Here is a 24,091-nt window from a genome sequence, read left to right on the forward strand (position 1 = left end):
CCACAGTGAGCGGGCGCCTTCGTCCCCGCACGCGCGTGGATGCCACCCACCTGACCAGCCAAGATACAGAATGTAAGCGGTATTCACTTGCGTAATCGACTATGATATGAACCATGGGAACCTTAACGATCCGCACTGATAGCGAGGTGGAACGGGCGTTGGTCGCGCTGACCAGCGAGGGTCGGTCGCGATCGGAAGCCGCTCGCGCGGCGATCCTGGATGCCGAACGCGCCCGCCGACGGGAACGTATGCGTGCCGAAGCCGAGGAACTGCGCAACGACCCCGACGATGTCGCCGCCTCGCGCGAACTGGCGGCCGAGATAGACGCCCTCCGTGCGTGGTGACGTGTACCGCCTGCGGGCACCCAAGGATTCGCGCGGCCACGAACAGTCCGGGTCGCGTTACGCGGTCGTGCTGCAGTCCGACGATCTTCCGCTGTCGACCTGGATCGTCGCGCTGACCTCGACCGGCCGGCGCGCGGCCTCGTTCCGCCCAGAGATCGAGATCAGCGGCGGCACAACCCGTGTCCTGGTCGAACAACTCACCGTGGTCGATCCGCAGCAACGCCTCGGCGAGTTCGTCGGCCGGTTGAGCACCAGCGAGTTACAGGACGTCGACATCGCCCTGCGCTCGGTACTGGCACTGGACTGAGGAAGCCGACCGTTGGCCGAAGGTTAAGCGCGCAGCGTCGCGCCGACGCGCTCGCCGGCGCAGGCCACCGCCGCATCCCGAGCCGCGCTGGCCTCGTCCTCGGTCAGGGTGCGATCCGCGGCACGGAAGCGCAACGCGAACGCCAGCGACTTGCGGCCGTCGCCGACCTGCGGGCCGGTGTAGACGTCGAACAGGGCGATGTGCTCCAGCAGTTCGCCGGCACCGTCGCGCACCGCGTCGGCCACCGACTGGGCGGTCACCTTGGCATCGACCACCAGCGCGACGTCCTGGAACACCGCCGGGAACGGCGACACCCGTGGCGCGGGCAGCGTCGACGCCAGCGGGATGGCGTCCAGGTTCAACTCGACCGCGCAGGTGCCCTTGGGCAGCCCGGCGCGTTCGATGACGGCCGGATGCAGCTGCCCGGCGTGGCCGATCACGGTCTCACCGATCAGCACCTCGGCGCAGCGGCCCGGATGCCACGGCAGGTACGCCCCGGCCCGCAGGGTGACCTCGGCGCCGCCGGCGCGCGCGATCACCCGCGCGGCCTCGATGGCGTCGGCGGCCTCGACGGGCCGGCCGGGACCCCACGGGCCGCGGGGTTCGGCCAGGCCGGTCAGCGCCACCGCGATGTGCTGCGGCTGACGCGGCAGGGCGGCGTCGATACCGGCGATCTGGGCGTCGGTGGGCCGACGATCCACCGCGACGACGTCGGTGCTGCGGGCCGGTCCGCTTGATTGCACCACCTGGGCGATGGTGAACAGGGCGACATCGTTGATGCCACGGGACACGTTGCGCCCCAACGCTTCCAGCAGCGCGGGCAGCAGTGTGCTGGCCAGCTGCGGCCGGTCGGCTTCCAGCGGGTTGAGCACCGAGACGGTGGCGCGGCGCGGGTCGTCGTCGGGAAGCCCCCAGTCGTCGAATACGTCGGCGGGCAGGAACGGGGTGGGCAGCACCTCGACGTAGCCGGCCAGCGCCAGCGACTTGCCGATCGCGCGGCGGCGTCGCTGGGTGTCGGTGAGGCCGCGCCCGGCCGGTGCCGCGGGCAGCACCGACGGGATGGACTCCAGTCCTTCCAGCCGCAGCACCTCCTCGACCAGGTCGGCGGGCTGGCGCAGGTCCGGGCGCCAGCTCGGCGGGGTGACGGTCAAGATCGAACCGGGGGCCACCGTGCAGCCGATCTGGGTCAGTCGCCGGGCGGTGGTGCCCTCGGGGTAGCTCACCCCGGCGGTGCGATCCGGCAGGTCGGCGGCGATCTCGATCGGCTGAGGGTTCCAGTCCGCGACGGGCGGCTCACCGCGCCAGTCGGTCAGGCCCGGTTCGACGACTCCCCCGGCGATCTCGGCCAGTAGGGTGGCGCAGCGATCCAGCACAGCCACCGAGATGGCCGGGTCGACGGAGCGTTCGTAGCGTCGCGCCGCCTCGCTGGGCAGGTGCAGGCGCCGCGCCGTGCGTGACACCGCCGCGGGATCCCAGATCGCGGCCTCCAGCAGTACATCGGTTGAGTCGGCGCGCATTTCGGTGCTGCCCGAGCCCATCACGCCGCCGATGGCGGCGGTGGCGACGTCGTCGACGATCAGTACATCGGCCGGGTCCAGTGTGCGTTCGATGTCATCGAGGGTGGTGACGGTCTCGCCGGGCTCGGCGAAGCGCACGTCGAACCCGCCGGTGATCCGGGCCCGGTCGTGGGCGTGCATCGGGTGGCCGAGTTCGACCATCACGTAGTTGGTGGCGTCGACGGCCGGGGAGATCGCCCGGATGCCGCACAGCAGCAGGCGACGCTGCAGCCACCAGGGCGACACCGCCGCCGGGTCGATCCCGGCGACGCCGCGCAGCGCGAAGCGGCGCACCCCGGTGCCCGGTTGCACGCTCAGCGGCCACGCCTCGCCCTCGGCGGGCAGCGCCGGTACGGCTGCGGGATCGGTGTAGTCCAGGTCCAGCGCACACGCCAGATCGCGTGCCAGCCCGCGCACCGACATGCAGTAGCCGCGGTCGGGGGTGATGGCCAGCTCGTACACCACGTCGTCCAGCCCCAGCACCGCCGCGGCGTCGGCACCGGGTTCGGCGGTGCCCGCCGGCAGCACCAGGATGCCGGAATGGTCTGTGCTCATCCGTATTTCGGCCAGCGAGCAGATCATCCCGTCGGAGGTGCGGCCGTAGGTCTTGCGGGTGGCGATGGCGAAGTCGCCGGGCAGCACCGCGCCGGGAAGCGCCACGGCCACCAGGTCACCGACCACGAAATTGGTGGCGCCGCAAACGATCTCACGCGGCTCGGGCTCGCCGACGTCGACACGGCAGGCCCGGATCGGTTTCTTGAATTCGGTGAGTTCCTCGATCTCGGCAACCCGGCCGACCTTGAACGGCCCGGTGACCGGCCCCAGGGTGTGCACGTCCTCGACCTCGTGGCCGACCCGCAGCAGCGCCTGTTCCAGTTCGTCAGCGGTGATGTCAAACCCGGGCGCGCCCGCGGCCAGGGCCTCGCGCAGCCAGCTGTAGGGAATGCGCATCAGGCACCCACCCCGAACGGCAGGGAGAACCGGACGTCACCCTCGACCATGTCGCGCATGTCGGGAATGCCGTTGCGGAACTGCAGAGTTCGCTCCAATCCCATGCCGAATGCGAAGCCGGAGTACTCGCCCGGGTCGATGCCCACGGCGCGCAGCACGTTGGGGTGCACCATTCCGCAGCCGCCCCATTCGACCCAGCCGGGCCCGCCCTTCTTTCCTTCGAACCAGATGTCGACCTCGGCGGACGGTTCGGTGAACGGGAAGAAGTGCGGCCGGATGCGGGTCTTCGCGGCCGGCCCGAACTCGGCTTGTGCGAACGCATCCAGCGTGCCGCGCAGGTGCGCCATGGTCAGCCCGCGATCCACCGCCAGGCCCTCGACCTGGTGGAACACCGGGGTGTGGGTGGCGTCGAGTTCGTCGGTGCGGAAGGTGCGGCCGATCGAGACGACGTAGACCGGCAGGTCGCGGGCCAGCAGGGCGCGGATCTGCACCGGGGAGGTGTGGGTGCGCAGCAGTTGTCGCGAGCCGGGCGGGGCGATGTGGAAGGTGTCCTGATCGCTGCGCGCCGGGTGATCGACGGGGAAGTTCAGCGCGTCGAAGTTGAAGTGCTCGGCTTCGACCTCGGGGCCTTCGACCAGCTCCCAGCCCATCGCCACGAAGGTATCGGCGACGTGTTCGGCCAGCATGGTGATGGGGTGCCGGGCACCGGCGGGCCGGCGCGCCGACGGCAGCGTGACGTCGATGCTCTCGGCGGCCAGCACCGCGGCGTCGCGTGCGGCGCGCAGGGCCGCCAGCCGCTCGTCATAGGCGCGCTGGGCGTCGGTGCGGGCGGCGTTGACACGGCGGCCGGCATCGGCGCGGTCGGCCTTGTCCAGTTTGGCCAGCGCCTGGCGGGCCAGGGCCAGCGGCGCCCGGTCCCCCAGGTGCTCGGTTTTGGCGTGGGCCAGCGCGTCCAGATCGGCGGCGGCGTCAAAGGCGCGCTGCGCGGCGTCGGCCGCCGCGGTCAGGGTTTCGTCCGATGCCACCGACGGATCGACGGGTTGATCAGCCACGCGGCGAGGTTCTCCTTGCTGGCTCAGGCGGTACACGGCACCGGTGTGACGCAAGTGCTGATCATAATTGATCAGGGACGCCCGACTTGATGAGCGTTTGGCCGTCCCTGCCCGGTTACGCCCGCAGGTCGGGCCCGTCCGCCTGATTTTCCCAGCTGCCCGGCACCAGCGGCACGGTCGGGCCGCCCCCGAAAGAATCCCCGGCCAGGATGGCCAGCCCCGCGGCGCGCACTGCGGCATCGGTGGGCGCGGTGCCTGTGAAGCCGATTGTTCCGGCTCCCCGATGCGATGCGCTCGCCGAGGCGGCCCGCCCCCGGTCCGCCGCGGCACCCCAGTCCGGCTCGACCTGGACATTCATCTCCATGTATTCATCGCCGTATCCGCGCATCTGCGGCCGACGGCGTCGACGCTCCGGTCGCTTGGCCCGAGCGGCCGCCGCGACCGACGGAGCTGCGGCGGCGTCGGGCTTCGGCGCCGTTCTCCGTGCCTCGGCACTGCTGCTCATGCTCGATCCGGGTCCGATGCCGGGACCGCCCACCAACCAGGGCGACGCCAGGGCAGCCGGCGCCGGGTTCGGTGGCGCCGGGGGCGGCGGTGGAGGTGGTGACGGCGGCGGTGGGGCGGCGGGAGGGGCCGCAGGGGCCGCCGCCGCGCTGGGGGGCGGAAGCGGGGCGACACCCAAGGCAGGGGCGGGCGCGGCGAGCGGCTGGGGGGCGGGTGTGACCGGAATCGGCGGTGCGGCGGCCGGTACCGGCGGGGCCAGGCCGGCCAGCCCGGAGAGCCCGGCGAAGCCGCCCAACGCTGCGCTGCCGGCGGCGGGGGCGGCGGCCCCCAGAAGCGAACTCACCGCCGGGAGTTGGACCAGCTGGATGACATCGGCTATTCGGTGGGTGATGAGTTGGACGCCCAAGAGCAGCGTCACCGCCAATAATTGTGCGGGATTGTTTGCCGCAGCTTGGTAATCCGGAAGATATGAGGATCCGACGACCATATTGTTGAAGATCAGCTCAATTTGGTCCCATACGGTGGTACCGGGTGGAGCCGGCGGCGGGTTGAAATCTCCTTGTGGGAATATCAGCTGCCAAAAGGAATCGGCGCCATTGTCTTGGTAAATATTTCCCGGGATCAAATCCTTGAACAATTGCGCCAGTGGATCGTCGGGGACCTGCCCGTTGTGGCTCGGCGGCGGTGGTGGCGGATGGTTCGAATTGCCCGGGTCGGATGCGGCAGCGGTGTGCATGATCGCGGGTGCAGGCGTCGTCTGCGGCGCTGCGGCCACCGCCGTGGTCGACACCGTCTGGTATGCGCTCATCGTGGTGGCCGCCTGAATCCACATCCGCACATAATCGGCTTCGTTCACGGCGATCGGAATGGCGTTGATCCCGAAGAAATTCGTTGCCAGCAACACTGTGTGAGTGGCGTGGTTGGCGGCCAGTTCGGCCAATGTCGGCATGGCTGCCAGCGCAGCGGCGTAAGCGGCAGCCGCGGCCTCATGCAGGCCGGCCATCCCGACGCTGTCCGTACTGGCCTGCAACAACCACGCCAGGTAGGGGACGTGGGCAGCCACATACTGCTCGGCACCGACCCCCTGCCACAACCCGGCCTGTACCACTCCCAACAACCCACAGAGTTCCTCGGCGGCCGCGGTGTATTCCGCACCGAGCGAACTCCACGCGGCCGCCGCGGCGAGTAACGGTCCCGGTCCCGGCCCGCTGCTCAGCAACGCCGAATGCACTTCCGGCGGCGCGGCCATCCAGACCGGCGCGGTCATGACCAGCCGCAGCCAATCAGCGCATCGCAGTGTCCCGGAGGCAAACTAATGACAGCTACTCCTGTCTCCGTCGAATCCTCGTGAAGACTGTCCCGACGATAAAACAGCGCGTCGCCTGATGCAGGCGATTCGCAAGAAGAACATTGCAAATGATTCGCAGGTGAACAGAACACCGCCGCAATCGCCATCGCCGCGCAGCGAATGCGCCTACGCTGTTGGCATTGGCTTCACCCCGTGATCGAAGGTGATCGAGACGTGCGTTGAACGGTGTATCGATCGGACCGGCGAGCATGTCGAGCTATCCGGTTCAGCGATGTTCAACGTCGCGTGGCGGTTGGCATGACACCGTCACTGATGCTGCGATCCGCCCCCAAATCCGGGCAGGTTCGGCGGCGGTTCACCGTGACCGGTGTGGTTCAGGGGGTCGGCTTCCGTCCGTTCGTCCATCGGATCGCGACCGAACTGGGCCTGACCGGGTTCGTCGGTAACGATTCCGGCGCGGTCTTCCTCGAGGTGCAGGGACCGGCCGCCGCCGTCGACGAATTCGGCCGCCGGTTACCGGCACAGGCTCCGCCGCTGGCGCGGATCAGCGCCATATCCGCGGTCGACACCGCGGCCGACGCCGCGGGCGGGTCCGGCTTCCGGATCGTGGAAAGCCAGACGGTGGCCGGTGCCACCACGCCGATCCCGCCGGATATCGCGGTGTGCCACGACTGTGTCACCGAGCTGTTCGACGACCATGACCGGCGCTACCGCCACCCGTTCGTGACCTGTACCAACTGCGGACCGCGGTTCACCATCATCGAGGCGCTGCCCTACGATCGGCCGGCCACCACGATGGCGGGCTTCGACATGTGCGACCGGTGCGCCGCCGAATACCACGATCCGACCGACCGTCGGTTCCACGCCCAGCCGATCGCCTGCCCGGACTGTGGGCCGTCGCTGTGGTTTCGGTGCGGCACCCAGCGGGTGCAAGGATCCGATGCCGCCCTGGCCGCGACCCAGCGGGCGCTGGCCACCGCTGCCATCGTCGCGATCAAGGGCATCGGTGGCTATCACCTGGCCTGCCTGGCCGACGACGAAGCGGCCGTCACCGCGTTGCGCACCCGCAAGGCCCGCGGTGGCAAACCGTTCGCCGTGCTGGTGCGGGACATAGCGGTCGCACGTCGATACGCCCGCATCGACGACCACGAGGCCGCAGTGCTGTCGAGCGCGGCCCGCCCGATCGTGCTGCTGCGCCGGCGTGAAGACGCGCCGGTCGCCGACGCCGTCGCGCCGGGCAGCCCATTGATCGGACTGATGCTGCCCTACACACCGGTACATCATCTGCTCCTCGCCCCGGCCCCGGGGGGCCGCGAGCCGGTGCCGGATGCGCTGGTGCTGACCAGCGCCAACCATTCCGACGAGCCGATCTGCTTCACCGAAGACGATGCGGCACAGCGACTCTCCGGGCCTTCTGGCCTCTGCGATGCGGTACTCGACCACAACCGCCCCATCCACGTGCCGTGCGACGACTCGGTGGTCCGCGTCGTCGACGGTCAGGAGCTGCCGATCCGCCGATCCCGCGGTTACGCACCGCTGCCGGTCGACCTCGGCCGCGACGGCCCGGCGGTGTTGGCCGTCGGCGGCGAACTGAAGAACACCTTCTGCCTCACCGACGGCCCGCTGGCCTACCTGTCCGGGCATATCGGCGACATGGCCAGTTACCAGACGCTGTGCGCGTTCGAGCACGCCGTCGGCCAGCTCAGCCAGATCCGCGGGCAGCCGGTGCGATTGGCCGCCGACCTGCATCCGGGATATCAGACCCGAAACTGGGCTGAACGCCACGTCGGCGACCGTCCACTGGATCTGGTCCAGCACCACCATGCGCATGTCGTCTCACTGCTGGCCGAACATGACCGGATCGGCGAACCGATCATCGGGGTTGCGTTCGACGGCACCGGCTACGGCAGCGACGGCACCATCTGGGGCGGGGAGATCCTGGCCGTCGGGCCCGACAACCACCGATTCACCCGGGTCGGGCACCTGCGCCCGGTACCCCTGCCGGGTGGTGACGCAGCGGTGCGCAATCCGTGGCGGATGGCGCTGTCACAGCTGTGGACGGCCGGCATCGAATGGACGCCGGATCTGCCTCCCGTGGCCGCCGCCGGCATCGCCGAGTTGCGCGTCACGCGTTCGCAATTGGACAGCGGAGTGGGCTGCGTGGCGTGTTCGAGCATGGGCCGGTTGTTCGACGCGGTCGCCTCCCTGCTCGGGGTGCGGCACCGGATCGACTACGAGGGTCAGGCCGCCATCGAACTGGAGGTGCTGGCCGAACCGGCTGTGACCGCAGTGACCGACGCCGGGCGGCTACGACTGGATGTCGACGATGACGGCGTGATCGACCCGGTGGGCATGATCCGCGCGCTGGTGGCCGGGCTGCGCGGCGGGGTGAGCCCGGCAGTGCTGGCGGCGGGGTTTCACCAGGCGGTCGCCACCGCGGTCGCCGAGGTGGTCACCCGGGCCGCCGGCACGGTGCGGCTGACGGGCCTCACCGGCGGGGTGTTCCAGAACGTGCTGCTGCTGGGACTGTGTCGGCAACGACTGCAGCAGGCCGGTTTTGAGGTGTTGACCCACCGGACCGTCCCGCCCAACGACGGGGGGCTGGCACTCGGGCAGGCGACGGTCTCGGTGCTGCGGGCGCTGGACTCGCAGACCGGCTCGGTTCGGCAGGAGGGCTAGATGACTACCACCACACTCGACCAGGGTCTGGGCGCGGACATGGCGGCCGACTTGGCCGCCGCTTCGTTCGCCCTGGCCAAGCGGTTCGCGGCCGGCGCCACCATGTGGTCGATGGCGCCGACCTGGGAACCGCACGCCCTGCACATCGCGGTCGAGTTCGTGCATCCGGTGATCATGGGCAAACGTGCGTTACCGGCGGTGGCGCTGACCGGATCCGAGCTGGTGGACCAGGTACGGGTATCGGTCCGGCCCGGCGACATCGTCATCGCGGTCAGCGGAGCCGACAACGCCGAGGTGAGGTCGGTGATGCGCCGCAGCCCGGCCTGGGGCGTCACCACCGTCTGGATCGGCAGCGGCCAGCGGCCGCCGGACGGCGCTGCCGATCATGTGCTGTGGCTGGATGATCCGGACCCACGAGTGCCGGCGCGGGGCGGTTTCGTGCTGTTCTACCACCTGCTGTGGGAGCTGACCCACGTCTGTTTCGAACATCCCGGCCTGTTGAAACCCGACGCCGAATGTCAAGACGACGTCTGCATCACCTGCAGTGACGAGGGACGTCTGGGCGAGGTGCTGACCGAACCGAGCGGGGGCACCGCGACGGTGCGCACCGCCCGCGGCACGGAAACCGTCGTGACCACGGTGGTCGGCCGGGTAGCCGTCGGCGAACTGCTGCTGATTCATGCCGGGACCGCGATCAGCAAAGTGAAGGAGGAGCGTTCGTGAGCGAAGAATCGTCCGGCGGTGCTGACGCACAGGTAGAAGAGACCAACTTCCTGTATCCGTTCATCGACGCCGAAGAACACGACCCCAAACCGTTGCTGGCCGACCTTGCCGCGTCGGCGCAGGAGAAGGCGGCCGAGAGCCTGGCGTTGCGTAAGTCCACCCTGCAGGCCAACACCGCACTGCTGGCGACCGTCGCCGGTGAGCTGGCTCGCCGGTTTGCCGCGGGCGGACGAATGTTCACCTTCGGCAACGGTGGAAGCTCCACCGACGCGACGACCCTGGCGACACTGTTCGCCCGGCCGCCGATCGGCAGACCGTTGCCGGCCCGGACATTGACCGCCGATTCGTCGGTCCTGACCGCGCTGAGCAACGACGTCGGATACGAGCTGGTGTTCTCCCGCCAGTTGATCGCCCACGCCAGGACCGGAGACATCGCAATCGCGTTGTCCACCAGCGGCAGCTCCCCGAATCTGATCACGGCACTGAGGGAGGCGCATGGTCGGGGTCTGTACACGGTTGGCTTCTCCGGCTACTCCGGAGGTGCGTTCGCCGACGACCCCAACGTCGACGCCTGCTTCACGGTTCGCTCACAAAGCGTGCACCGGATTCAGGAGTCGCAGGCAAACCTCGGCTTCTACCTGTGGTTATCGGTCGATGAACAGCTGCGCGAACAGGAGACGATGGCGTCGTGAGTAATTCAGTCAGCGAATACCGTTCGAGTGGGCCGAAGTTCGCCGAGAGTGACGTGATCGAGCGGATCGAGTCCTATCGCAAGCGCCGTCCACGACTGATCGACGAACACATCACGATGGCGCACGGCGCAGGCGGAAAAGCCTCGGCCGCGCTCCTCGACGCCGTCTTCGTGGAGGCGTTCCGCAATCCGCTGCTGGAATCGCTGGGTGACGGGGCGGTACTGACACTGCCCAGCGGCGAACGGCTGGTGATGTCCACCGACTCGTTCGTGGTGCAGCCCAGACGCTTTCCGGGCGGCTCGATCGGCGGGCTTGCCGTGCACGGTACCGCCAACGATCTTGCGGTGACCGGTGCGGTGCCGCAATGGATCGCAGCGGCATTCGTGATCGAGGAAGGTTTTTCCATCGCCGAATTGAAGGAGATCGTCGCCGACATGGCTGCCGCGGCGGCGGCGACGGGCGTGCAGATCGTCACCGGGGACACCAAGGTGGTGCCCAAAGGCGCGGCCGATGGTCTGTTCATCACCACCACCGGGGCGGGTGTCATTCCGGTCGGCCGACAGCTGTCGGCGGAGTCGGTGCGCGTCGGCGACAAGGTGTTGATGTCGGGGACGATGGGCGATCACGGGATGGCGGTGATGCTGGCGCGCGGCGATCTCGCCATCGAAGCCGACATCCACTCCGACACCGCGTCGGTCAGCGCCCTGGTGGAGTTGCTGTTGGGGGCCGCGCCGTCCACCCGATGGCTGCGCGACCCGACCCGCGGTGGGGTGGCCACCGTCTGCAACGAGCTGGCCCAATCCTGCGGCCTGGCAGTGCTCTTGGAGGAAAGTCGGATGCCGGTGCGTCCGATGGTCAAGGGCGCCTGCGAACTGCTCGGCATCGATCCGCTCTATGTCGCCAATGAGGGCAAGTTCGTCGCGGTCGTCGCACCCGAAGAGGCCGAGGCCGGGCTGGCCGCGCTGCGGTCGCATCCGCTGGGTGTCGACGCCGCCGAGATCGGGCAGGTGATAGCGGAGCCCGCCGAGAGCGTCGTGGTGCGGACCGCGTTCGGCGGATCGCGGATGGTCGACATGTTGGTCGGCGATCCGCTGCCCAGGATCTGCTGAGGAATTCAGGTCGATACCGGGCTTTGGCTCAGAGAAGGAGACGACGGAGAATGTGTCTTGGAGTTCCGGGGCGGATCGTGGAAATCACCGATGCCGCTAACCATTTGGCCAAGGTGGATGTCAGTGGAGTGCAGCGCGCCATCAGCGTGCGCCTCTTAGAAGACATGCCGCAAGTCGACGAATGGGTGTTGGTTCACGTCGGATTCGCGATGTCGCGGATCGACGAGACCGAGGCGATGCTCACGCTCGCCGCCATGCAGAAGCTCGGCGAGTTCTATGACAGCGAGATGGAGGCGTTCGACACCACCGCGATCGTTTAGCCAGACGACTCGGCTCCAATCAGGAAGGCACAGATATGGATTTCGTCGAAGATTTCCGTGACCCGGCGGCGGCCCGCAAGCTGCTGGGTGCGATCAACCGGTTGGCCGCTGCCGGCGACGGCGGCCAGTACTTCAAGTTCATGGAGATCTGCGGCGGGCATACCCACACCATCTACCGCCACGGCATCGAGCACCTGCTGCCGGACAACGTCGAGCTGGTCCACGGGCCGGGGTGTCCGGTCTGTGTGATCCCGATGGGGCGTATCGACGACGCGATGTGGCTCGCCGGCCAACCGGACGTGATCTTCACCTGCTTCGGCGACATGATGCGGGTCCCGGGATCCGACGGGAGCCTGCTCGACGCCAAGGCGCGCGGCGCCGACGTGCGCTTCGTCTACTCACCGCTGGATGCCCTCAAGATTGCGGTCGACAACCCGGACAAGCATGTGGTGTTCTTCGGCATCGGCTTCGAGACCACCGCGCCGTCCACCGCGGTGACGTTGGTCCGCGCCCGGGAGTTGGGCCTGTCCAATTTCAGTGTGTTCTGCAACCACGTGATGATCATTCCGCCGATCAAGGCCATCCTGGAATCACCGGACCTGAGGCTGGCCGGCTTCATCGGACCGGGACACACGTCGACGGTCGTCGGGATCCGGCCCTACCGGTTCGTGTCCGAGGTGTACAAGACTCCGCTCGTGGTGGCCGGATTCGAGCCGCTGGACCTGATCGCCTCGGTCGCGATGCTGCTGAGGCAGATTCGGGAAGGTCGCTGTGAGGTGGAGAACCAATACTCCCGCGTCGTGCCCGATCGCGGCAACCCGGCGGCATTGACGTTGATGGCCAACGTGTTCGAGCTGCGTCCACACTTCGAATGGCGTGGCCTGGGCTTCATTTCGCAGAGCGCGCTGAAGATCAACGCCAACTTCGCGGAGTTCGATGCCGAACTGCTCTTCGACATGCCCGGCGTTCGAGTTGCCGACCCGAAGTCCTGCCAGTGCGGCGAAGTGCTCAAGGGCGTGCTCAAGCCGTGGGAGTGCAAGGTTTTCGGCACCGCGTGCACCCCGGAAACCCCGATCGGGACGTGCATGGTCTCACCCGAGGGGGCGTGTGCGGCCTACTACAACTTCGGCCGGATGCACCGCGATGCGGTCAAGCTCGCTGAGCAGCCCGCGCCGGTGTGACGGTTGGAGCCGTCGGCATTGAACAATCCGGACACCCGGGGGGTCGAGCTGTTCGCGCGCTACGCCTATGCGCCGAACGCGCTGGGTTATTGCGGCCCACCGCTGGGCGCCACGCTGCGCGACGGGACGGTAGACGACGTGCGCGCGGCAGCGGCGACGTTTTCCGGGGTGTGGCCCTATCTGCGGGTGCTGGCCGCGAAAACCGGTATCGCCGACCCATTGGATCACCGACTCGTCGAGTCGTACTGGCTCGGCGGCGGTATCGGCGCCGAGATCGACGGCGGTGAGTTCGCCGACGCGTTGCTCGCCATCATCGGACCGCGGGCGGGTCGGTACTGGTCGCATCTGACCGCCGACCTGGCCGGTGAAGCGGCCCCCAACCACTGTTTCCACGTATTCGGTGTCTATCCGTGGTCGCGATTATTGGGCAAAGGCCTCGACGAGCACCCGTTGCGAGTGCTGGAAAATTGTCGAATCTCCTGGGCGACAGTGCTTTCCCGATCACACAATGACATCGAGGTATCGGCGCGGGCGCTGACCTGGAGCGGTCGCGAACTCGGCCTGTCCGAACCTTCGCTGCGGCAACTTCAGGTGTGCGTCGACGGTTACAGCGCCGTTCCCGACGTGGCCGCGGGCGACGAGGTCGCGGTGCACTGGGGCCGGCTGTGCGGGCGGCTGCATCCCGAGCAGATTCAGTCGTTGGCCGACAGCACGGTCCGCCAGTTGAGGGTCACCAATCAGCGGCTCGCGCAGGCCTAGTCACGGCGGCGTCTGGGTCACAGCCTGGTGTAGAGCTCGATGTCTTCGGAGAACTCGGCAAGCGCGGCATCGGTCAGCGAGGGGCGGGTCTCGGTGATCGCCGTCAGGTAATCCTGTGTCTGGGGTGGCTCACCCCGGCGAAACTCGATCTCACGCTCGAAGCCGAACTGTGCGCCCTTGCGTGCGGCAAACTCGATGTCGGCCGGAGTGAACATCTCGCTGGCGCCGACCAGTGCGTCGACGTCGACCGAATCGACGGCACCACCGAGATACCGCCCCCAGATCTCCCTTCGCGCGACCGCATCCGGGGGCCCGATCGGGATGATGTAGTCGAACCGGCCCGGCCGTAGGAACGCCGAGTCCAGCGACCGCACCGAGTTCGTCGCGCAGATGAGCAACCGCTCGTCACGCTGACGGAACGCCGGTATCAATTTGAGTAGCTCGTTGGTGACGCCATGCATCGGATCGGACGGCACACCCGAACGCGACCCGGCAATCTCCTCAACTTCGTCGATGAACACTATGACGGCTTCCAGGTCCATCAGGGCGGTGAATGTTCCTCGCAGCGCGCTGGCCATCGTCACGTCCGGAGCTGCCAGCCGCGACGGAAAAACCTCGACGAACGGCCAGCTGAGCCGGCCGGCAACGGCCTTGGCGAAGCTGGTTTTACCAGTGCCCGGCGGCCCGAACAGGATCACTGCCTTCGGCGGCGACACACCGTATTCCTGCGCGGCGCCGGGCTCGGTCAGCGGCAGCACCATCCGCCGCTCGACGACTTGTTTTTCCGACTCCATCCCCGCCATCGCGTGCCACAGCCCGCGGGGTATCACCTGCCCGCCGAGTTCTGCGAGCAGACCCGCATCCGAAGCTCCAGCAGGGTCCGCCTTCTGGAAAAACGTCACGTCGGGTCGCTCCTGATAGCCGGAGTGGCGAAGCGCTGCCGTCCCGGTGGCCTCGCGTGGCAGCAAGGCGCCGATCCGCCGGACGCCGAGCGTGCGCAGGCGCCGCCCGATTTCATCGATCAGTGCGCTGCCGATGCCCCGGCTCCGCCACCGACTGCTCAACGCGACCATCGAAATCCACGCGCGTTCGCCGTGGAAGTCGGCTACCGCCATGCCGACGAGTTCGTCACCGACCACCGCTACCACCGCCGGCTGCCCCGATCTCGCCGCCGATGTCACCTCGGAGATCGGGAAGACCGGTTGCGGCTCGCCCGGACCTCGGCTCTCATCCCAAATAGAGATCGCCTGATCGAGGTCGTCGTCGTGGAAGTCACGTATCCGCCAGGGAGGCATACCAATCACCTCGCTTAATCGATAACCGTTACTTCTACACCATGACGACTCCCGAAGCGAGGGATTTAATTGTTGGTCAGAAGTTCGCTATCCGACGTGATTGCGCCGACGGGGTCGGTCTGCACGGACCACTTTTCCTCGAGACCTCCGTAGTGCCAGAGCAGTACGGCGACCGCCCAGGTGACAACGAATATGCCGACGATGACGTATCCGATGGTGTTGAGGTCGATACCGCCGAGCCAGTCCCAGAAGGCGCCGTCCCAGCCGAGCTGACCGGCCAGCAGGCCCAACAGTTCGATGGTGCCGATGAGCAACGCGACCACAACCGACAGTCCGGTGATGGTGATGTTGTAGTAGACCTTGCGCACCGGGTTGGAGAAGGCCCAGCCGTAGGCGAAGTTCATGAACGAGCCGTCGATGGTGTCCAGCAGGCACATGCCGGCGGCGAACAGGATGGGCAGACACAGGATGGCGTACCAGGGCAGGCCGGCCGCGGCGCTGGTGCCGGCCAGCACAAGCAGGGCGACCTCGGTGGCGGTGTCGAATCCGAGCCCGAACAAGATGCCGACCGGGTACATCTGCCACGACTTGGTGATCGATTTGGTGACGCGGCCGAAAATCCTGTTGAGCAGTCCGCGGTTGTCCAGCTGTGCTTCGAGTTCGGCCTCGTCGAAGTCGCCGCGGCGCATCCGGGCGAAGACGCGCAGGATGCCGACCAGGATGCCGACGTTGAGGATGGCGATCAGATAGAGGAATACCCCGGACACGCCGGTGCCGATCAGGCCGGTGTAGCGCTGCAGCGCCGAGGAATCGTCTTGGACCGGGCCGGCGACTGCCCTGATCCCGATCGCCAGCAGCATCGCCAGCGCGAAGACCACGCTGGAGTGCCCCAGTGCGAAGAAGAAGCCGACACCCAGCGGGCGCTGCCCATCGCCCATCAGCTTGCGGGTGGTGTTGTCGATGGCGACGATGTGGTCGGCGTCGAACGCGTGTCGCATACCCAGGAGGTAGGCGGTGAACCCGATGCCGATCCCGAACGCCTCACCGCCGACGTGCAAGTGCGCCGGCTCGACAACGAAAGCCAGGGTGATCCAGCCGATGAGATGCAGTGCGAGGATCACCGCGAACATCGCCGCCAGCCGCAACCACTCGCGCGGCGTCAGGAAACCGCGCAGCTTGGACGCCCAAGACGGCTCCCGCAACGACGGCTCCCGGTCGGCGGCAGCGACGGCCATGTCGGCCCCTTCCGGCTGTGCGCAGAGCGGGTTCAACAGTCACGACTGTAATTTGTTCCGCCGAGCGCATGCCAGTCTTCCGCCGGAATCGCCACGGTTCTGCCGGGTGCGGCAATCTCGTGACAATCGCATGCGCCGGGCGCGACACTGGACAGGTGACCACCAATCCCCACCCGCGGGATCCGGCCGTCGCCGAGCGGATCGGTGAACTACTGCGCGCCCATGGGCTGCGGCGGATGGCGTCGCGGATCGCGGTATTGGCGGTGCTCGAACCGGTGCACAGCCATCTGTCCGTCGCGGAGATTCACCAGCGGCTGCGCGAGTCGGCCGTTGACGGAGACCACCCCGCGGACCTGGCGACCGTCTACCGGACGGTGACCACCCTGGTGGATCAGGGTGTCCTGCACGCATTGACCCTCGAAAGCGGCGTCACCACTTACGGACTGGCCATCGACCCGCACCACCACGCCGTGTGCACCCGGTGCCGGTCGATCATCGAAGTACCCGCGGGGCGACTGACATCGGCCTTGGAACAGGCGAGCGCGGGCAGTTCATTCACGTTGTCCGATCGAGCCGGCCTGACACTGCACGGCCTGTGCCCGCAGTGCCAGGCCACCAACCCAACCACCAACCCGTAGCCGCCGCCACCGAAGCTCATCTGGTCGTGGGCGGTTCGCTCTCGCCTCGGCCGAGCAGCTGCAGACCGGCCATCGCGGCGTCAGCGCCGGCCCGATCCGTCTTTTCGATCGCAAAACCCATGTGGATGATGATCCAGTCCCCGGGGTTGAACGTCTCCTCCGGCATCATGCCGATGTTGACCTTGCGGTTCTCGCCGACGACGTCGACCAGTGCCAATTGCCCCTCGTAACCGTCGAGCATCCGGACTACCTGACCGGGAATCCCCAGGCACATACGTCACACCTTCCCTGCCGGCTCGGCCCGCAGCATCGCCACCGCCGCCTCGACCGCTGTCACCGCATCCGGCACCGCCGCCCGGACCGGGTCACTGAGGCCGATCCCGTCGCCGACGTCGGCGACTTCACACCCGACCACGATGGTGCGCGGCGCAGCACCACCCAACGCGCGAAGGCTGGCGAAGACCGTCGCCGGATCCATCCCGTGCGCGTCGAGTGTGGCGGTGGCGCCCAGTGATTCGTGGTCGGCCTCAAAGACCCGCACGGCCCCGGGCGAACCCTGGTCGGGCACCGCATCGACGAGGACGAGGGCGTCCCAGTCTCCGAGCAGGTCGTAGGCCAGGTGCAGGCCGCCGATACCGTAATCGACGGCACGCACGTGCTCGGATCCGGTAAACCGGGCCGACACCTGCCGCAGCACCTCGGGGCCGAAGCCGTCGTCACCGAGGAAGATATTGCCGATGCCGGCGACCAGGATGCGGGAATCCATTCCTTCTCCCGATCAGCTACATCCGCCGGATCTTGAGGTAACGCCTGGCGTCGGGAAGCGACCGCAGACCCAGCGCTGCCGCGCCCAGCACAGCCACCCCCACGATGACAATGGCCACCCAACCTATCCCCTCTACGATGCCCATCAAGAACTCCTTCCCGGACCGGTTTGTTGTACCTCGAGCGGTTCGACTTCCTCGGGCGCGAAATACAGTGAACGACCGTATAAGTCGTACATGTCAGCCGATGCGTCGTCGTCGATGACGACGCCGATGTGTTGGTTGCCGTCGACGTCCTCATGCACCGAGGTGACCCGTGCGATCTTCCCGGCGAAGAACAGGTCTTGCGCGTCGGCGCGCCGCCCCGGATGTAACCGAACGCGGCTGCCGCAGGCCACCCGCACGCCGTTGATCAGCACCGCGTCGACGCCCGGGCGTACCGCGTTGTCGGCCACCGGTTCCCACCACCCCACGCCGTCGGGTACCTCCGGGATCAGACCGGCGGCCTGGTGCGGATCGCGCAGCACGCCGTGCATCCGCTGCATCGCCTCCGGTGACATCGCCTCGCAGCGGTCGATGATCTGCGCGGCCAGCGGATCGGTGGCGCGGGCCTGCGCCTTCTCCTCGTCGGTCATGGTCATCACCCGCAGCGTGAGGATCTCGTCGATCTCGGTGGAGTCGTACAGTGCGCCGTCGCTCTGCTCTGCGATCTCGGGGTGGTCGTAGAGGATGATCGGTGAGATCAGTAGCAGATCACGCTCGCCGGGTGCACCGGCCAGCACCGGGAAGCAGCGATGCTGTTCGCAGCGGGTGACCGCGGCGCTCGCGGGTTCTGGTGGTTCCAGCAGTGAGACGAATTCGCCACCGACCGCTTCGGCGATCAGGTGGGTGCCGATCAGCGATCGGGAGATGGCGTCATCCTTGTCCGCCGCGGCCGCGCCGGTATTGCGCACCGCGACGGTGATCCGGTCCAGACCGTCATCGCGCTCGACGCGGACGCTCAACTCCGCTCGGATGTCGTGGCGGCTGCGTACCAACCGGCCACCATCGGCCGCTTCGATATCGGTGCCACCGGCCACCGTCACCGGCAGTGTCCACGATCGCGTCGTTTCGGCGAATTCGAGCGGGCCGAAAGATAATTCGATTTCGACGGCCTCATCCCAGGTGAGCAGGGATCCCGACGCCGTGGTCAGTTCGTCGACCGGCTCGAAGTTCCCACCGCCGGTGTCACGTTCGGCTGCACGACGCTGCAGTTGCAGGAAACGCACCACCAGGATGATCGCATCCGCGCCGTCGACGAGGAACTGCGCCGACAGGCGCTCGTCCTCACCGATGGCTGCGTCAGCCGCGCCGGGCGGACCCAGAACCCCGAATTGCCAACGGGACTGGTTCTTGCGTGATGTCGCACGATACGGGTAGAGCAGGTAACCCTCGTAGAGCACGGCGTCGGCGATGGTGCGGGCCCGCTCCCAGTTGGCGCTCACCGGACCTCCTCGCGGACCCCGGCAAGCAGTGTGGTCACGGCCTCATCGACATCCAACAGTCCGTGCGCGGACTTGTATGCGGTCAACGCGGCGACGGTGTCATGGTGCAGCCGCACCCATCCGCTGCTCGGGTAGTGCTGCGTCATCAGGGTGCGCCACACCGTCACCGGCATGCGGTAGCGGTCTTCGCGGTCCCACGGCACCTGCTGCACGGAAAACCCGTGTCGGCCGGTCCGAAATACCGTTCCGCTGAACAGGAACTGCAGTGGCACGACGTCGTCGCGCAGCGCATGCAGGTACTTGGCGGCGGCGACTTCGAAGTCATAGGTGCACTCCAGCGGAAGCACCACCTCGGTGGCGCCGGTGAACCCCTGCACCATCGCCGTGCAGTGTTGCCACAAAAACGTGCGCTGGGTGGTCGCCCAGCGTTCCCGCGGTCCGAACAGGTCGGCCATGCCGGCCTCTTCCTCGTCGGAGTAGGCGCGCCGCAATGGTTCGATGCGGACCTGGCAACGCAACGCGATGGCATGCACCGGCTCGTCGCCGGGTGCCGAAACACCGATCCGGGCGGTCAGCAACGGGGTGACGGCGTAGGGTTCGGGCCCCAGGTCCACGACCGTGAACGCAAGGTCGGCGGTCGGCCCGGCCGCCGACGTCATGGCTGCCGTTCCTTGCTGCGTGTGCTCAGTTGCGCGAAGAAGCCGTCGATGAACTCGCGTGCCTGCTGGCCGCCGTCGAAACCGCGCCACAACGTCCTCAGCTTGCCGACGAATTCGAAGCAGGCATCCACCGGCACCAGATAGCAGTCCGGGTCTCCTTCGTCGGGGACCCGCACCAGCAGCGCCTCGACGTCGTCGGCCACCAGACCCACCCGCGAGTCGGCGGCGCTGATCTCGCTCCACGCGTCCAGGTCGAGTTCCGACTCGGTGGCGCCGGCCGGTCCCGGGTATAACGCGACGGTGCGACCCAGCGTGGAGTTGCGCAGGAAGAACACCAACCCGACCGGGATCTGCAATGCCTCCCACGCGCGCCGGTCCAACGCGAAGTCGGGGAACCTCAGGTAGCGGTCCGGCACCGCGCGGTACCGCAACTCGGCCTGGGAGTCGGTGAACAGCAGGTAGCAGGGGCGGCACGTGCACAGCAATTGCCGGCCCGCGATGTTCGCAACGTGCTGATGCTCCTCGGCGATGGGTTCGGAGCACATTTCGCATCGGTGGCCGGCGGGCTGGGATGCTCTGCGGTTACCGGTGATCCGGGTCAGGACATCGTAGGAGCTCGTCACGCCGACACTCCCAGGGATCGGGCGGGCAGCGCGATGGACCACACGCCGTCGCGGACCAACAGCGGCACCGGATCCAGGTGGGCGTCCGGGTGGTCGACACCGGCGCCGGCGTGCACGACATCGAAATGGCCACGACACCGCGGACAGCGCAGGACCGGGTCCTTGCTTGTCATCGGGCGGTGCAGCACAGCGCCGGCCAGGGATCCGTCGCACACCGGGCAGTGGTCGCGGTAGGCGTACAGCGCATCACCGACCCGGCAGGCCAGCACCGTCGTGCCGTCGACGAGAAAGCCGCCGACCTCCCCCGGCACCAGGCCGGCCAAGTCGGGCACCTGATGCCAGACCGGCCGGACTCCCCCGCCGCCACGAATCTTCGTCAGCAGCGAGTCGGCCGGAATGACCGTCGATGCCGAGGCGGCGTGGCCGCGCTCGCCGGCGACGACTTCGATGGACGAAATCTCGGGCGCGGCGGCACGGACCGCATCCTCGATGGTCAGCTCCAACGTCGCCGCCGACGACGGGCAGCTGCTGCAGCTGCCGAGAAACTGCAGCCGGACCTTGTCACCGTCGACCTCGAGGAGGTCGACATCGCCACCGTGCGAACCCAGGTACGGCCGGACACTGTCCAGCGCGTCGGAGATCCGGCGGTGGATATCGTGCGGGTGCAGGCCGTGCACCAGCAACAGGCTGGCCACCAAGTCGTCGGCGGCCAGTCGGTCGAGGATGTCGGGAGTTGACGCGTCGGCGACCAACGTCAGGATCCGTTCCAGACCGGCGCCGTAGAGGTCGACGACTTCACCGACCAGTTCTTCGGCCCGCTCCCGCATGGCCGCCCCGCCGGCCGAGGTCGCGTCCAGCAGCGATTGGATCCGATCGCCCGTCCCGCGCCATTGCCCGTCCGACGGAGATTCCTCCGGGCGCTCAGCCGGCATGCGGTTACTCCCCGCCGGCGGATTGGGTGGGTGAGTGCAGCCGCTCCAGTGTTTTGCCCTTGCCCAGATACATGTGCACCCCGCACGGCAGGCACGGGTCGAAGCTGCGCACGGTGCGCATGATGTCGATGCCCTTGAAGTGCTCTCGATCGTTCTCCTCGAAGATCGGTTGGCCCTGCACGGCGTCCTCGTAGGGCCCCGGCGTGCCGAAGCTGTCCCGCGGGCTGGCGTTCCATGGGGTCGGCGGATACGGGTGGTAGTTGGCGATCTTGCCGTCGCGGATCACCATGTGGTGGCTGAGCACACCGCGTACCGCCTCGGTGAAACCGCAGCCGATGCCCTCGTCGGGCACCTCGAACTTCTCCCAGGTCTTGGTCCGCCCAGCGCGGATTTCCACCAGCGCCTTCTCGGCGAAGTGCAGCGCACACGCCGCGGCGTAGGCCTGAAAGTAGCTCCGCGCCCGGTCACGCTCAATGGTGTTGCTGCCGTGCACCGGGATTTTCCATTCCAGTTCGACCGGACCTTTGAGCGCGGTTTTGGGGAGGTTGATCTGCACGCTGTGGCCGGTGGCCTTGACGTAGCCGATGTCGACCAGGCCCGACAGCGCGGTCGACCACAGCCGGGCCAGCGGGCCGCCGCCGGTGTCCAGCGCGAGGTGATCCTTGCCGTCAAACCAGCGTGGCGACATCACCCAGCTGTACTTGTCCTCCAGGTCCCGCTTCTGCGGGCGCGGGTTGGTGTGCTGGTTCCACGGGTGCCGCCGGTCCACCGGATTGCCCAGCGGGTCGCGTTGCACGAACATCTCCTGATCTTCCCAGTCCTCGTAATACGAACTGCCCAAAAGGATCCGGATGCCCAGGTTGATATCGACCAGCGAGTTGGTGACAAGTTTGCCGTCGACGACCACGCCGGGCGTGACGAACATCCGCCGGCCCCAATCCTCCATGTCCTTATAGGCGAAGTTGCAGTACTCCGGGTCCTGGAAGGAGCCCCAGCAGTTCAGCAGGGTGCGGCGCAGACCGACTTGCTCGTAACCGGGCAGCGCCTCGTAGAAGAAGTCGAACAGGTCGTCGTGCATCGGCACGACCCGCTTCATGAACTCGACGTAGCGCATCAACCGGGTGATGTAGTCGGTCATCAGCTGAATGGTCGCCACCGTGCCGACACCGCCGGGGTACAGCGTGGACGGATGGACGTGGCGCCCCTCCATCAGGCAGAACATCTCCCGCGTGGAACGGCTGACCTGCAGCGCCTCTCGGTAGAACTCGCCGCTGAACGGGTTCAGTGAGCGCATGATGTCGGCGATGGTCCGGTACCCATGAGCCTCGGAGTGCGGCGCCAGAGTGTTCTCGGCTTTGGCCAGCACGCCGGGATTGGTTTCGGCGACCATCTTCTCGCAGAAGTCCACCCCGACCAGGTTCTCCTGGAAGATGCAGTGGTCGAACATGTATTCCGCGGCTTCGCCGAGGTTGACGATCCACTCGCCCAGATGCGGCGGCTTGACACCGTAGGCCATGTTCTGTGCGTAGCAGGAACACGTCGCGTGGTTGTCGCCGCAGATTCCGCAGATCCGGCTGGTGATGAAGTGCGCGTCGCGGGGGTCTTTACCCTTCATGAATATCGAGTAGCCGCGGAAGATCGACGACGTGGAATTGCATTCCACCACCTCGCGGTTCTCGAAGTCGATCTTGGTGTAGATGCCGAGGCTGCCGACGATCCGGGTGATCGGATCCCAGGCCATCTCGACGAGTTGACCGGGTTCGCGTTTGCTGTGGGACGGCTTGGGAACAATGGTGGTCATCTTCGATCAGCTCTCTGTTGTCAGGCCGGGTGGTATGCCGGGAGCTACCAGGTGCGTTTGGCTCCGGTGGTGAGCTTGTTACCGCTATGCCGCCAGCGCGGCTCCTTGTCGAGGGTCCTGCCGGTGATGCGGCGCAGCGGGCGGATCAGTGAGCCATACAGCCCCGACGCGGTCGACGAGACGTGTCCGCCGGGCGGCTCGTCCATGAACGGCATGAACTTGTCCGGAAACCCGGGCATGGTGCAGCCGATGCAGATGCCGCCGACGTTGGGGCAGCCGCCGATGCCGTTCATCCAGCCACGTTTGGGCACATTGCATTTGACCACCGGGCCCCAGCAGCCCAGCTTGACCAGGCAGAGCGGGGAGCCGTACTCGGTGGCGAACTGGCCCTGTTCGTAGTAACCGCCGCGGTCGCACCCTTCGTGCACGGTCGCGCCGAACAGCCACTGCGGCCGCAGTTCTTCATCGAGCGGGATCATCGGCGCCTGGCCGGTGGCCATATACAGCAAATAGGTCAGCGTTTCGGACAGGTTGTCGGGCTGGATCGGGCAGCCGGGGACGCAGACGATCGGGATTCCGGCCTTGCTCTTCCAGTCCCAGCCCAGGTAGTCGGGCACCCCCATCGCTCCGGTCGGGTTGCCGGCCATCGCGTGGATACCGCCGTAGCAGGAGCAGGTGCCGGCGCACACGATCGCGGTGGCCTTGGGGGCCAGCCGATCCAGCCACTCACTTGTCGTCATCGGCTGGTTGGTTCCCGGTTTGTTGCCGAATCCAGACCAGTAGCCGCCTTCGTCGTGCAATTTCTCGTTGGGGATCGAGCCCTCGACGACGAGCACAAACGGTTCGAGCTCACCGCGGTCGGCTTTATGGAACCACTCGAGGAAGTCGTCGGCGCCGCCCTCCGGGCCGCACTCGAAGTCGATCAGCGGCCAGTGCATGGCGATCTTGGGCAGTCCGGGCAGGGCCCCGAGCGCGATCTCCTCGACGCTGGGCTGAGTGGCGGCAGTCAACGCCACCGAATCGCCGTCGCAACTCAAGCCGGCGTTGATCCACAGCACGTGGATCAAGGTTTCTTCCGCTTTGATTGCTGCTTCCGTTGGCATTGCTGCAGCTTTCCGGGACCGCACCGACGACCCTGACACCGCTGGGGCCGTCCGTCGGTCCGCTTACGCGG

At 67.4% G+C, this 24,091-nt stretch carries 24 protein-coding genes; 10 read left to right on the plus strand and 14 right to left on the minus strand.

All coding sequences use genetic code 11. The features are described from left to right. The first annotated feature begins 113 nt into the window (after nucleotides 1-113). Both ACZYY4_RS19480 and ACZYY4_RS19485 read left to right on the plus strand, forming a co-directional pair. Complete coding sequence (locus ACZYY4_RS19480; protein WP_463811681.1) at nucleotides 114-344, plus strand: hypothetical protein; 231 nt, start codon at nucleotides 114-116, stop codon at nucleotides 342-344. Beyond that, nucleotides 334-651 (plus strand): type II toxin-antitoxin system PemK/MazF family toxin, encoded by a 318-nt coding sequence (locus tag ACZYY4_RS19485; RefSeq protein WP_463811682.1) that lies wholly within the window; start codon nucleotides 334-336, stop codon nucleotides 649-651. The genes ACZYY4_RS19480 and ACZYY4_RS19485 overlap by 11 nt, the downstream gene beginning before the upstream one ends. Nucleotides 652-674: 23 nt before the next feature. Here ACZYY4_RS19485 and pheT read toward each other — a convergent pair whose 3' ends face one another. The 3 genes from pheT to ACZYY4_RS19500 form a co-directional block, all read right to left on the minus strand. After that, entirely contained in the window at nucleotides 675-3,158 is a 2,484-nt protein-coding gene (gene pheT / locus ACZYY4_RS19490; RefSeq protein WP_463811683.1) for a phenylalanine--tRNA ligase subunit beta, read from the minus strand. Beyond that, nucleotides 3,158-4,210 carry a phenylalanine--tRNA ligase subunit alpha gene (gene pheS, locus ACZYY4_RS19495; protein WP_463811685.1) on the minus strand — a complete coding sequence of 351 codons (1,053 nt, stop codon included), beginning with the start codon at nucleotides 4,208-4,210 and terminating at the stop codon, nucleotides 3,158-3,160. Before pheS ends, pheT begins: the two co-directional genes overlap by 1 nt. Before the next feature lie 115 nt (nucleotides 4,211-4,325). Further along, the gene (locus ACZYY4_RS19500; RefSeq protein ID WP_463811686.1) at nucleotides 4,326-5,981 is read right to left on the minus strand and encodes a PPE domain-containing protein; all 1,656 of its coding nucleotides are present in this window, start codon (nucleotides 5,979-5,981) and stop codon (nucleotides 4,326-4,328) included. A 339-nt stretch (nucleotides 5,982-6,320) separates the two neighbouring features. Between ACZYY4_RS19500 and hypF the strand changes: the two genes are divergently transcribed. Genes hypF through ACZYY4_RS19535 form a run of 7 tightly spaced genes read left to right on the plus strand, consistent with a single transcriptional unit; the run spans nucleotide 6,321 to nucleotide 13,486 of the window. After that, nucleotides 6,321-8,702: a carbamoyltransferase HypF gene (gene hypF / locus ACZYY4_RS19505; protein WP_463811688.1), complete on the plus strand. Its 2,382-nt coding sequence runs from the start codon at nucleotides 6,321-6,323 to the stop codon at nucleotides 8,700-8,702. Then, the gene (locus tag ACZYY4_RS19510; protein ID WP_463811689.1) at nucleotides 8,703-9,425 is read left to right on the plus strand and encodes a HypC/HybG/HupF family hydrogenase formation chaperone; all 723 of its coding nucleotides are present in this window, start codon (nucleotides 8,703-8,705) and stop codon (nucleotides 9,423-9,425) included. Continuing rightward, on the plus strand, nucleotides 9,422-10,117 hold the full coding sequence (locus ACZYY4_RS19515) for a D-sedoheptulose-7-phosphate isomerase (RefSeq protein ID WP_463811690.1): 696 nt from the start codon (nucleotides 9,422-9,424) through the stop codon (nucleotides 10,115-10,117). Before ACZYY4_RS19510 ends, ACZYY4_RS19515 begins: the two co-directional genes overlap by 4 nt. Beyond that, nucleotides 10,114-11,226, plus strand: coding sequence for a hydrogenase expression/formation protein HypE (gene hypE / locus ACZYY4_RS19520; RefSeq protein WP_463811692.1), 1,113 nt, complete (start codon nucleotides 10,114-10,116; stop codon nucleotides 11,224-11,226). Before ACZYY4_RS19515 ends, hypE begins: the two co-directional genes overlap by 4 nt. A 50-nt stretch (nucleotides 11,227-11,276) precedes the next feature. After that, on the plus strand, nucleotides 11,277-11,546 hold the full coding sequence (locus ACZYY4_RS19525) for a HypC/HybG/HupF family hydrogenase formation chaperone (RefSeq protein WP_463811693.1): 270 nt from the start codon (nucleotides 11,277-11,279) through the stop codon (nucleotides 11,544-11,546). Nucleotides 11,547-11,581: 35 nt separating this feature from the next. Further along, the gene (gene hypD / locus ACZYY4_RS19530) at nucleotides 11,582-12,727 is read left to right on the plus strand and encodes a hydrogenase formation protein HypD (RefSeq protein ID WP_463811695.1); all 1,146 of its coding nucleotides are present in this window, start codon (nucleotides 11,582-11,584) and stop codon (nucleotides 12,725-12,727) included. A gap of 18 nt (nucleotides 12,728-12,745) precedes the next feature. Continuing rightward, nucleotides 12,746-13,486 (plus strand): DUF6390 family protein, encoded by a 741-nt coding sequence (locus ACZYY4_RS19535; protein WP_463811696.1) that lies wholly within the window; start codon nucleotides 12,746-12,748, stop codon nucleotides 13,484-13,486. A gap of 17 nt (nucleotides 13,487-13,503) precedes the next feature. Here the strand turns inward: ACZYY4_RS19535 and ACZYY4_RS19540 are convergent, their stop codons facing one another. Both ACZYY4_RS19540 and nicT read right to left on the minus strand, forming a co-directional pair. Then, nucleotides 13,504-14,781 carry an ATP-binding protein gene (locus ACZYY4_RS19540; RefSeq protein WP_463811698.1) on the minus strand — a complete coding sequence of 426 codons (1,278 nt, stop codon included), beginning with the start codon at nucleotides 14,779-14,781 and terminating at the stop codon, nucleotides 13,504-13,506. Between the two features lie 65 nt (nucleotides 14,782-14,846). Next, nucleotides 14,847-16,016 carry a Nickel transporter NicT gene (gene nicT, locus ACZYY4_RS19545; RefSeq protein WP_463811700.1) on the minus strand — a complete coding sequence of 390 codons (1,170 nt, stop codon included), beginning with the start codon at nucleotides 16,014-16,016 and terminating at the stop codon, nucleotides 14,847-14,849. A 155-nt stretch (nucleotides 16,017-16,171) separates the two neighbouring features. Here nicT and ACZYY4_RS19550 point away from each other — a divergent pair, with 155 nt between their 5' ends. Next, nucleotides 16,172-16,654: a Fur family transcriptional regulator gene (locus ACZYY4_RS19550; protein ID WP_463811702.1), complete on the plus strand. Its 483-nt coding sequence runs from the start codon at nucleotides 16,172-16,174 to the stop codon at nucleotides 16,652-16,654. A 16-nt stretch (nucleotides 16,655-16,670) separates the two neighbouring features. Here the strand turns inward: ACZYY4_RS19550 and ACZYY4_RS19555 are convergent, their stop codons facing one another. The 9 genes from ACZYY4_RS19555 to ACZYY4_RS19595 are packed head-to-tail and all read right to left on the minus strand — an operon-like array spanning nucleotide 16,671 to nucleotide 24,020. Next, on the minus strand, nucleotides 16,671-16,928 hold the full coding sequence (locus ACZYY4_RS19555; RefSeq protein WP_463811704.1) for a HypC/HybG/HupF family hydrogenase formation chaperone: 258 nt from the start codon (nucleotides 16,926-16,928) through the stop codon (nucleotides 16,671-16,673). A 3-nt stretch (nucleotides 16,929-16,931) separates the two neighbouring features. Then, nucleotides 16,932-17,420: a hydrogenase maturation protease gene (locus ACZYY4_RS19560; RefSeq protein ID WP_463811706.1), complete on the minus strand. Its 489-nt coding sequence runs from the start codon at nucleotides 17,418-17,420 to the stop codon at nucleotides 16,932-16,934. Between the two features lie 16 nt (nucleotides 17,421-17,436). Beyond that, nucleotides 17,437-17,565, minus strand: a complete 129-nt coding sequence (locus tag ACZYY4_RS19565) for a DUF6893 family small protein (RefSeq protein WP_463811707.1) — start codon at nucleotides 17,563-17,565, stop codon at nucleotides 17,437-17,439. Next, nucleotides 17,565-18,902: a hypothetical protein gene (locus ACZYY4_RS19570; RefSeq protein ID WP_463811709.1), complete on the minus strand. Its 1,338-nt coding sequence runs from the start codon at nucleotides 18,900-18,902 to the stop codon at nucleotides 17,565-17,567. Before ACZYY4_RS19570 ends, ACZYY4_RS19565 begins: the two co-directional genes overlap by 1 nt. Next, on the minus strand, nucleotides 18,899-19,561 hold the full coding sequence (locus ACZYY4_RS19575; protein WP_463811710.1) for a DUF6084 family protein: 663 nt from the start codon (nucleotides 19,559-19,561) through the stop codon (nucleotides 18,899-18,901). Before ACZYY4_RS19575 ends, ACZYY4_RS19570 begins: the two co-directional genes overlap by 4 nt. Further along, nucleotides 19,558-20,184, minus strand: a complete 627-nt coding sequence (locus ACZYY4_RS19580) for a DUF5947 family protein (RefSeq protein ID WP_463811711.1) — start codon at nucleotides 20,182-20,184, stop codon at nucleotides 19,558-19,560. The genes ACZYY4_RS19575 and ACZYY4_RS19580 overlap by 4 nt, the downstream gene beginning before the upstream one ends. Beyond that, nucleotides 20,181-21,116 (minus strand): NifU family protein, encoded by a 936-nt coding sequence (locus tag ACZYY4_RS19585; RefSeq protein ID WP_463811712.1) that lies wholly within the window; start codon nucleotides 21,114-21,116, stop codon nucleotides 20,181-20,183. Before ACZYY4_RS19585 ends, ACZYY4_RS19580 begins: the two co-directional genes overlap by 4 nt. A 4-nt stretch (nucleotides 21,117-21,120) precedes the next feature. Next, entirely contained in the window at nucleotides 21,121-22,917 is a 1,797-nt protein-coding gene (locus tag ACZYY4_RS19590; protein WP_463811713.1) for a nickel-dependent hydrogenase large subunit, read from the minus strand. A 44-nt stretch (nucleotides 22,918-22,961) separates the two neighbouring features. Continuing rightward, the gene (locus ACZYY4_RS19595) at nucleotides 22,962-24,020 is read right to left on the minus strand and encodes an NADH-quinone oxidoreductase subunit B family protein (protein WP_463811714.1); all 1,059 of its coding nucleotides are present in this window, start codon (nucleotides 24,018-24,020) and stop codon (nucleotides 22,962-22,964) included. Between the last annotated feature and the right edge of the window lie 71 nt (nucleotides 24,021-24,091).

The organism is Mycobacterium sp. IDUB_21 (genome assembly GCF_055419425.1).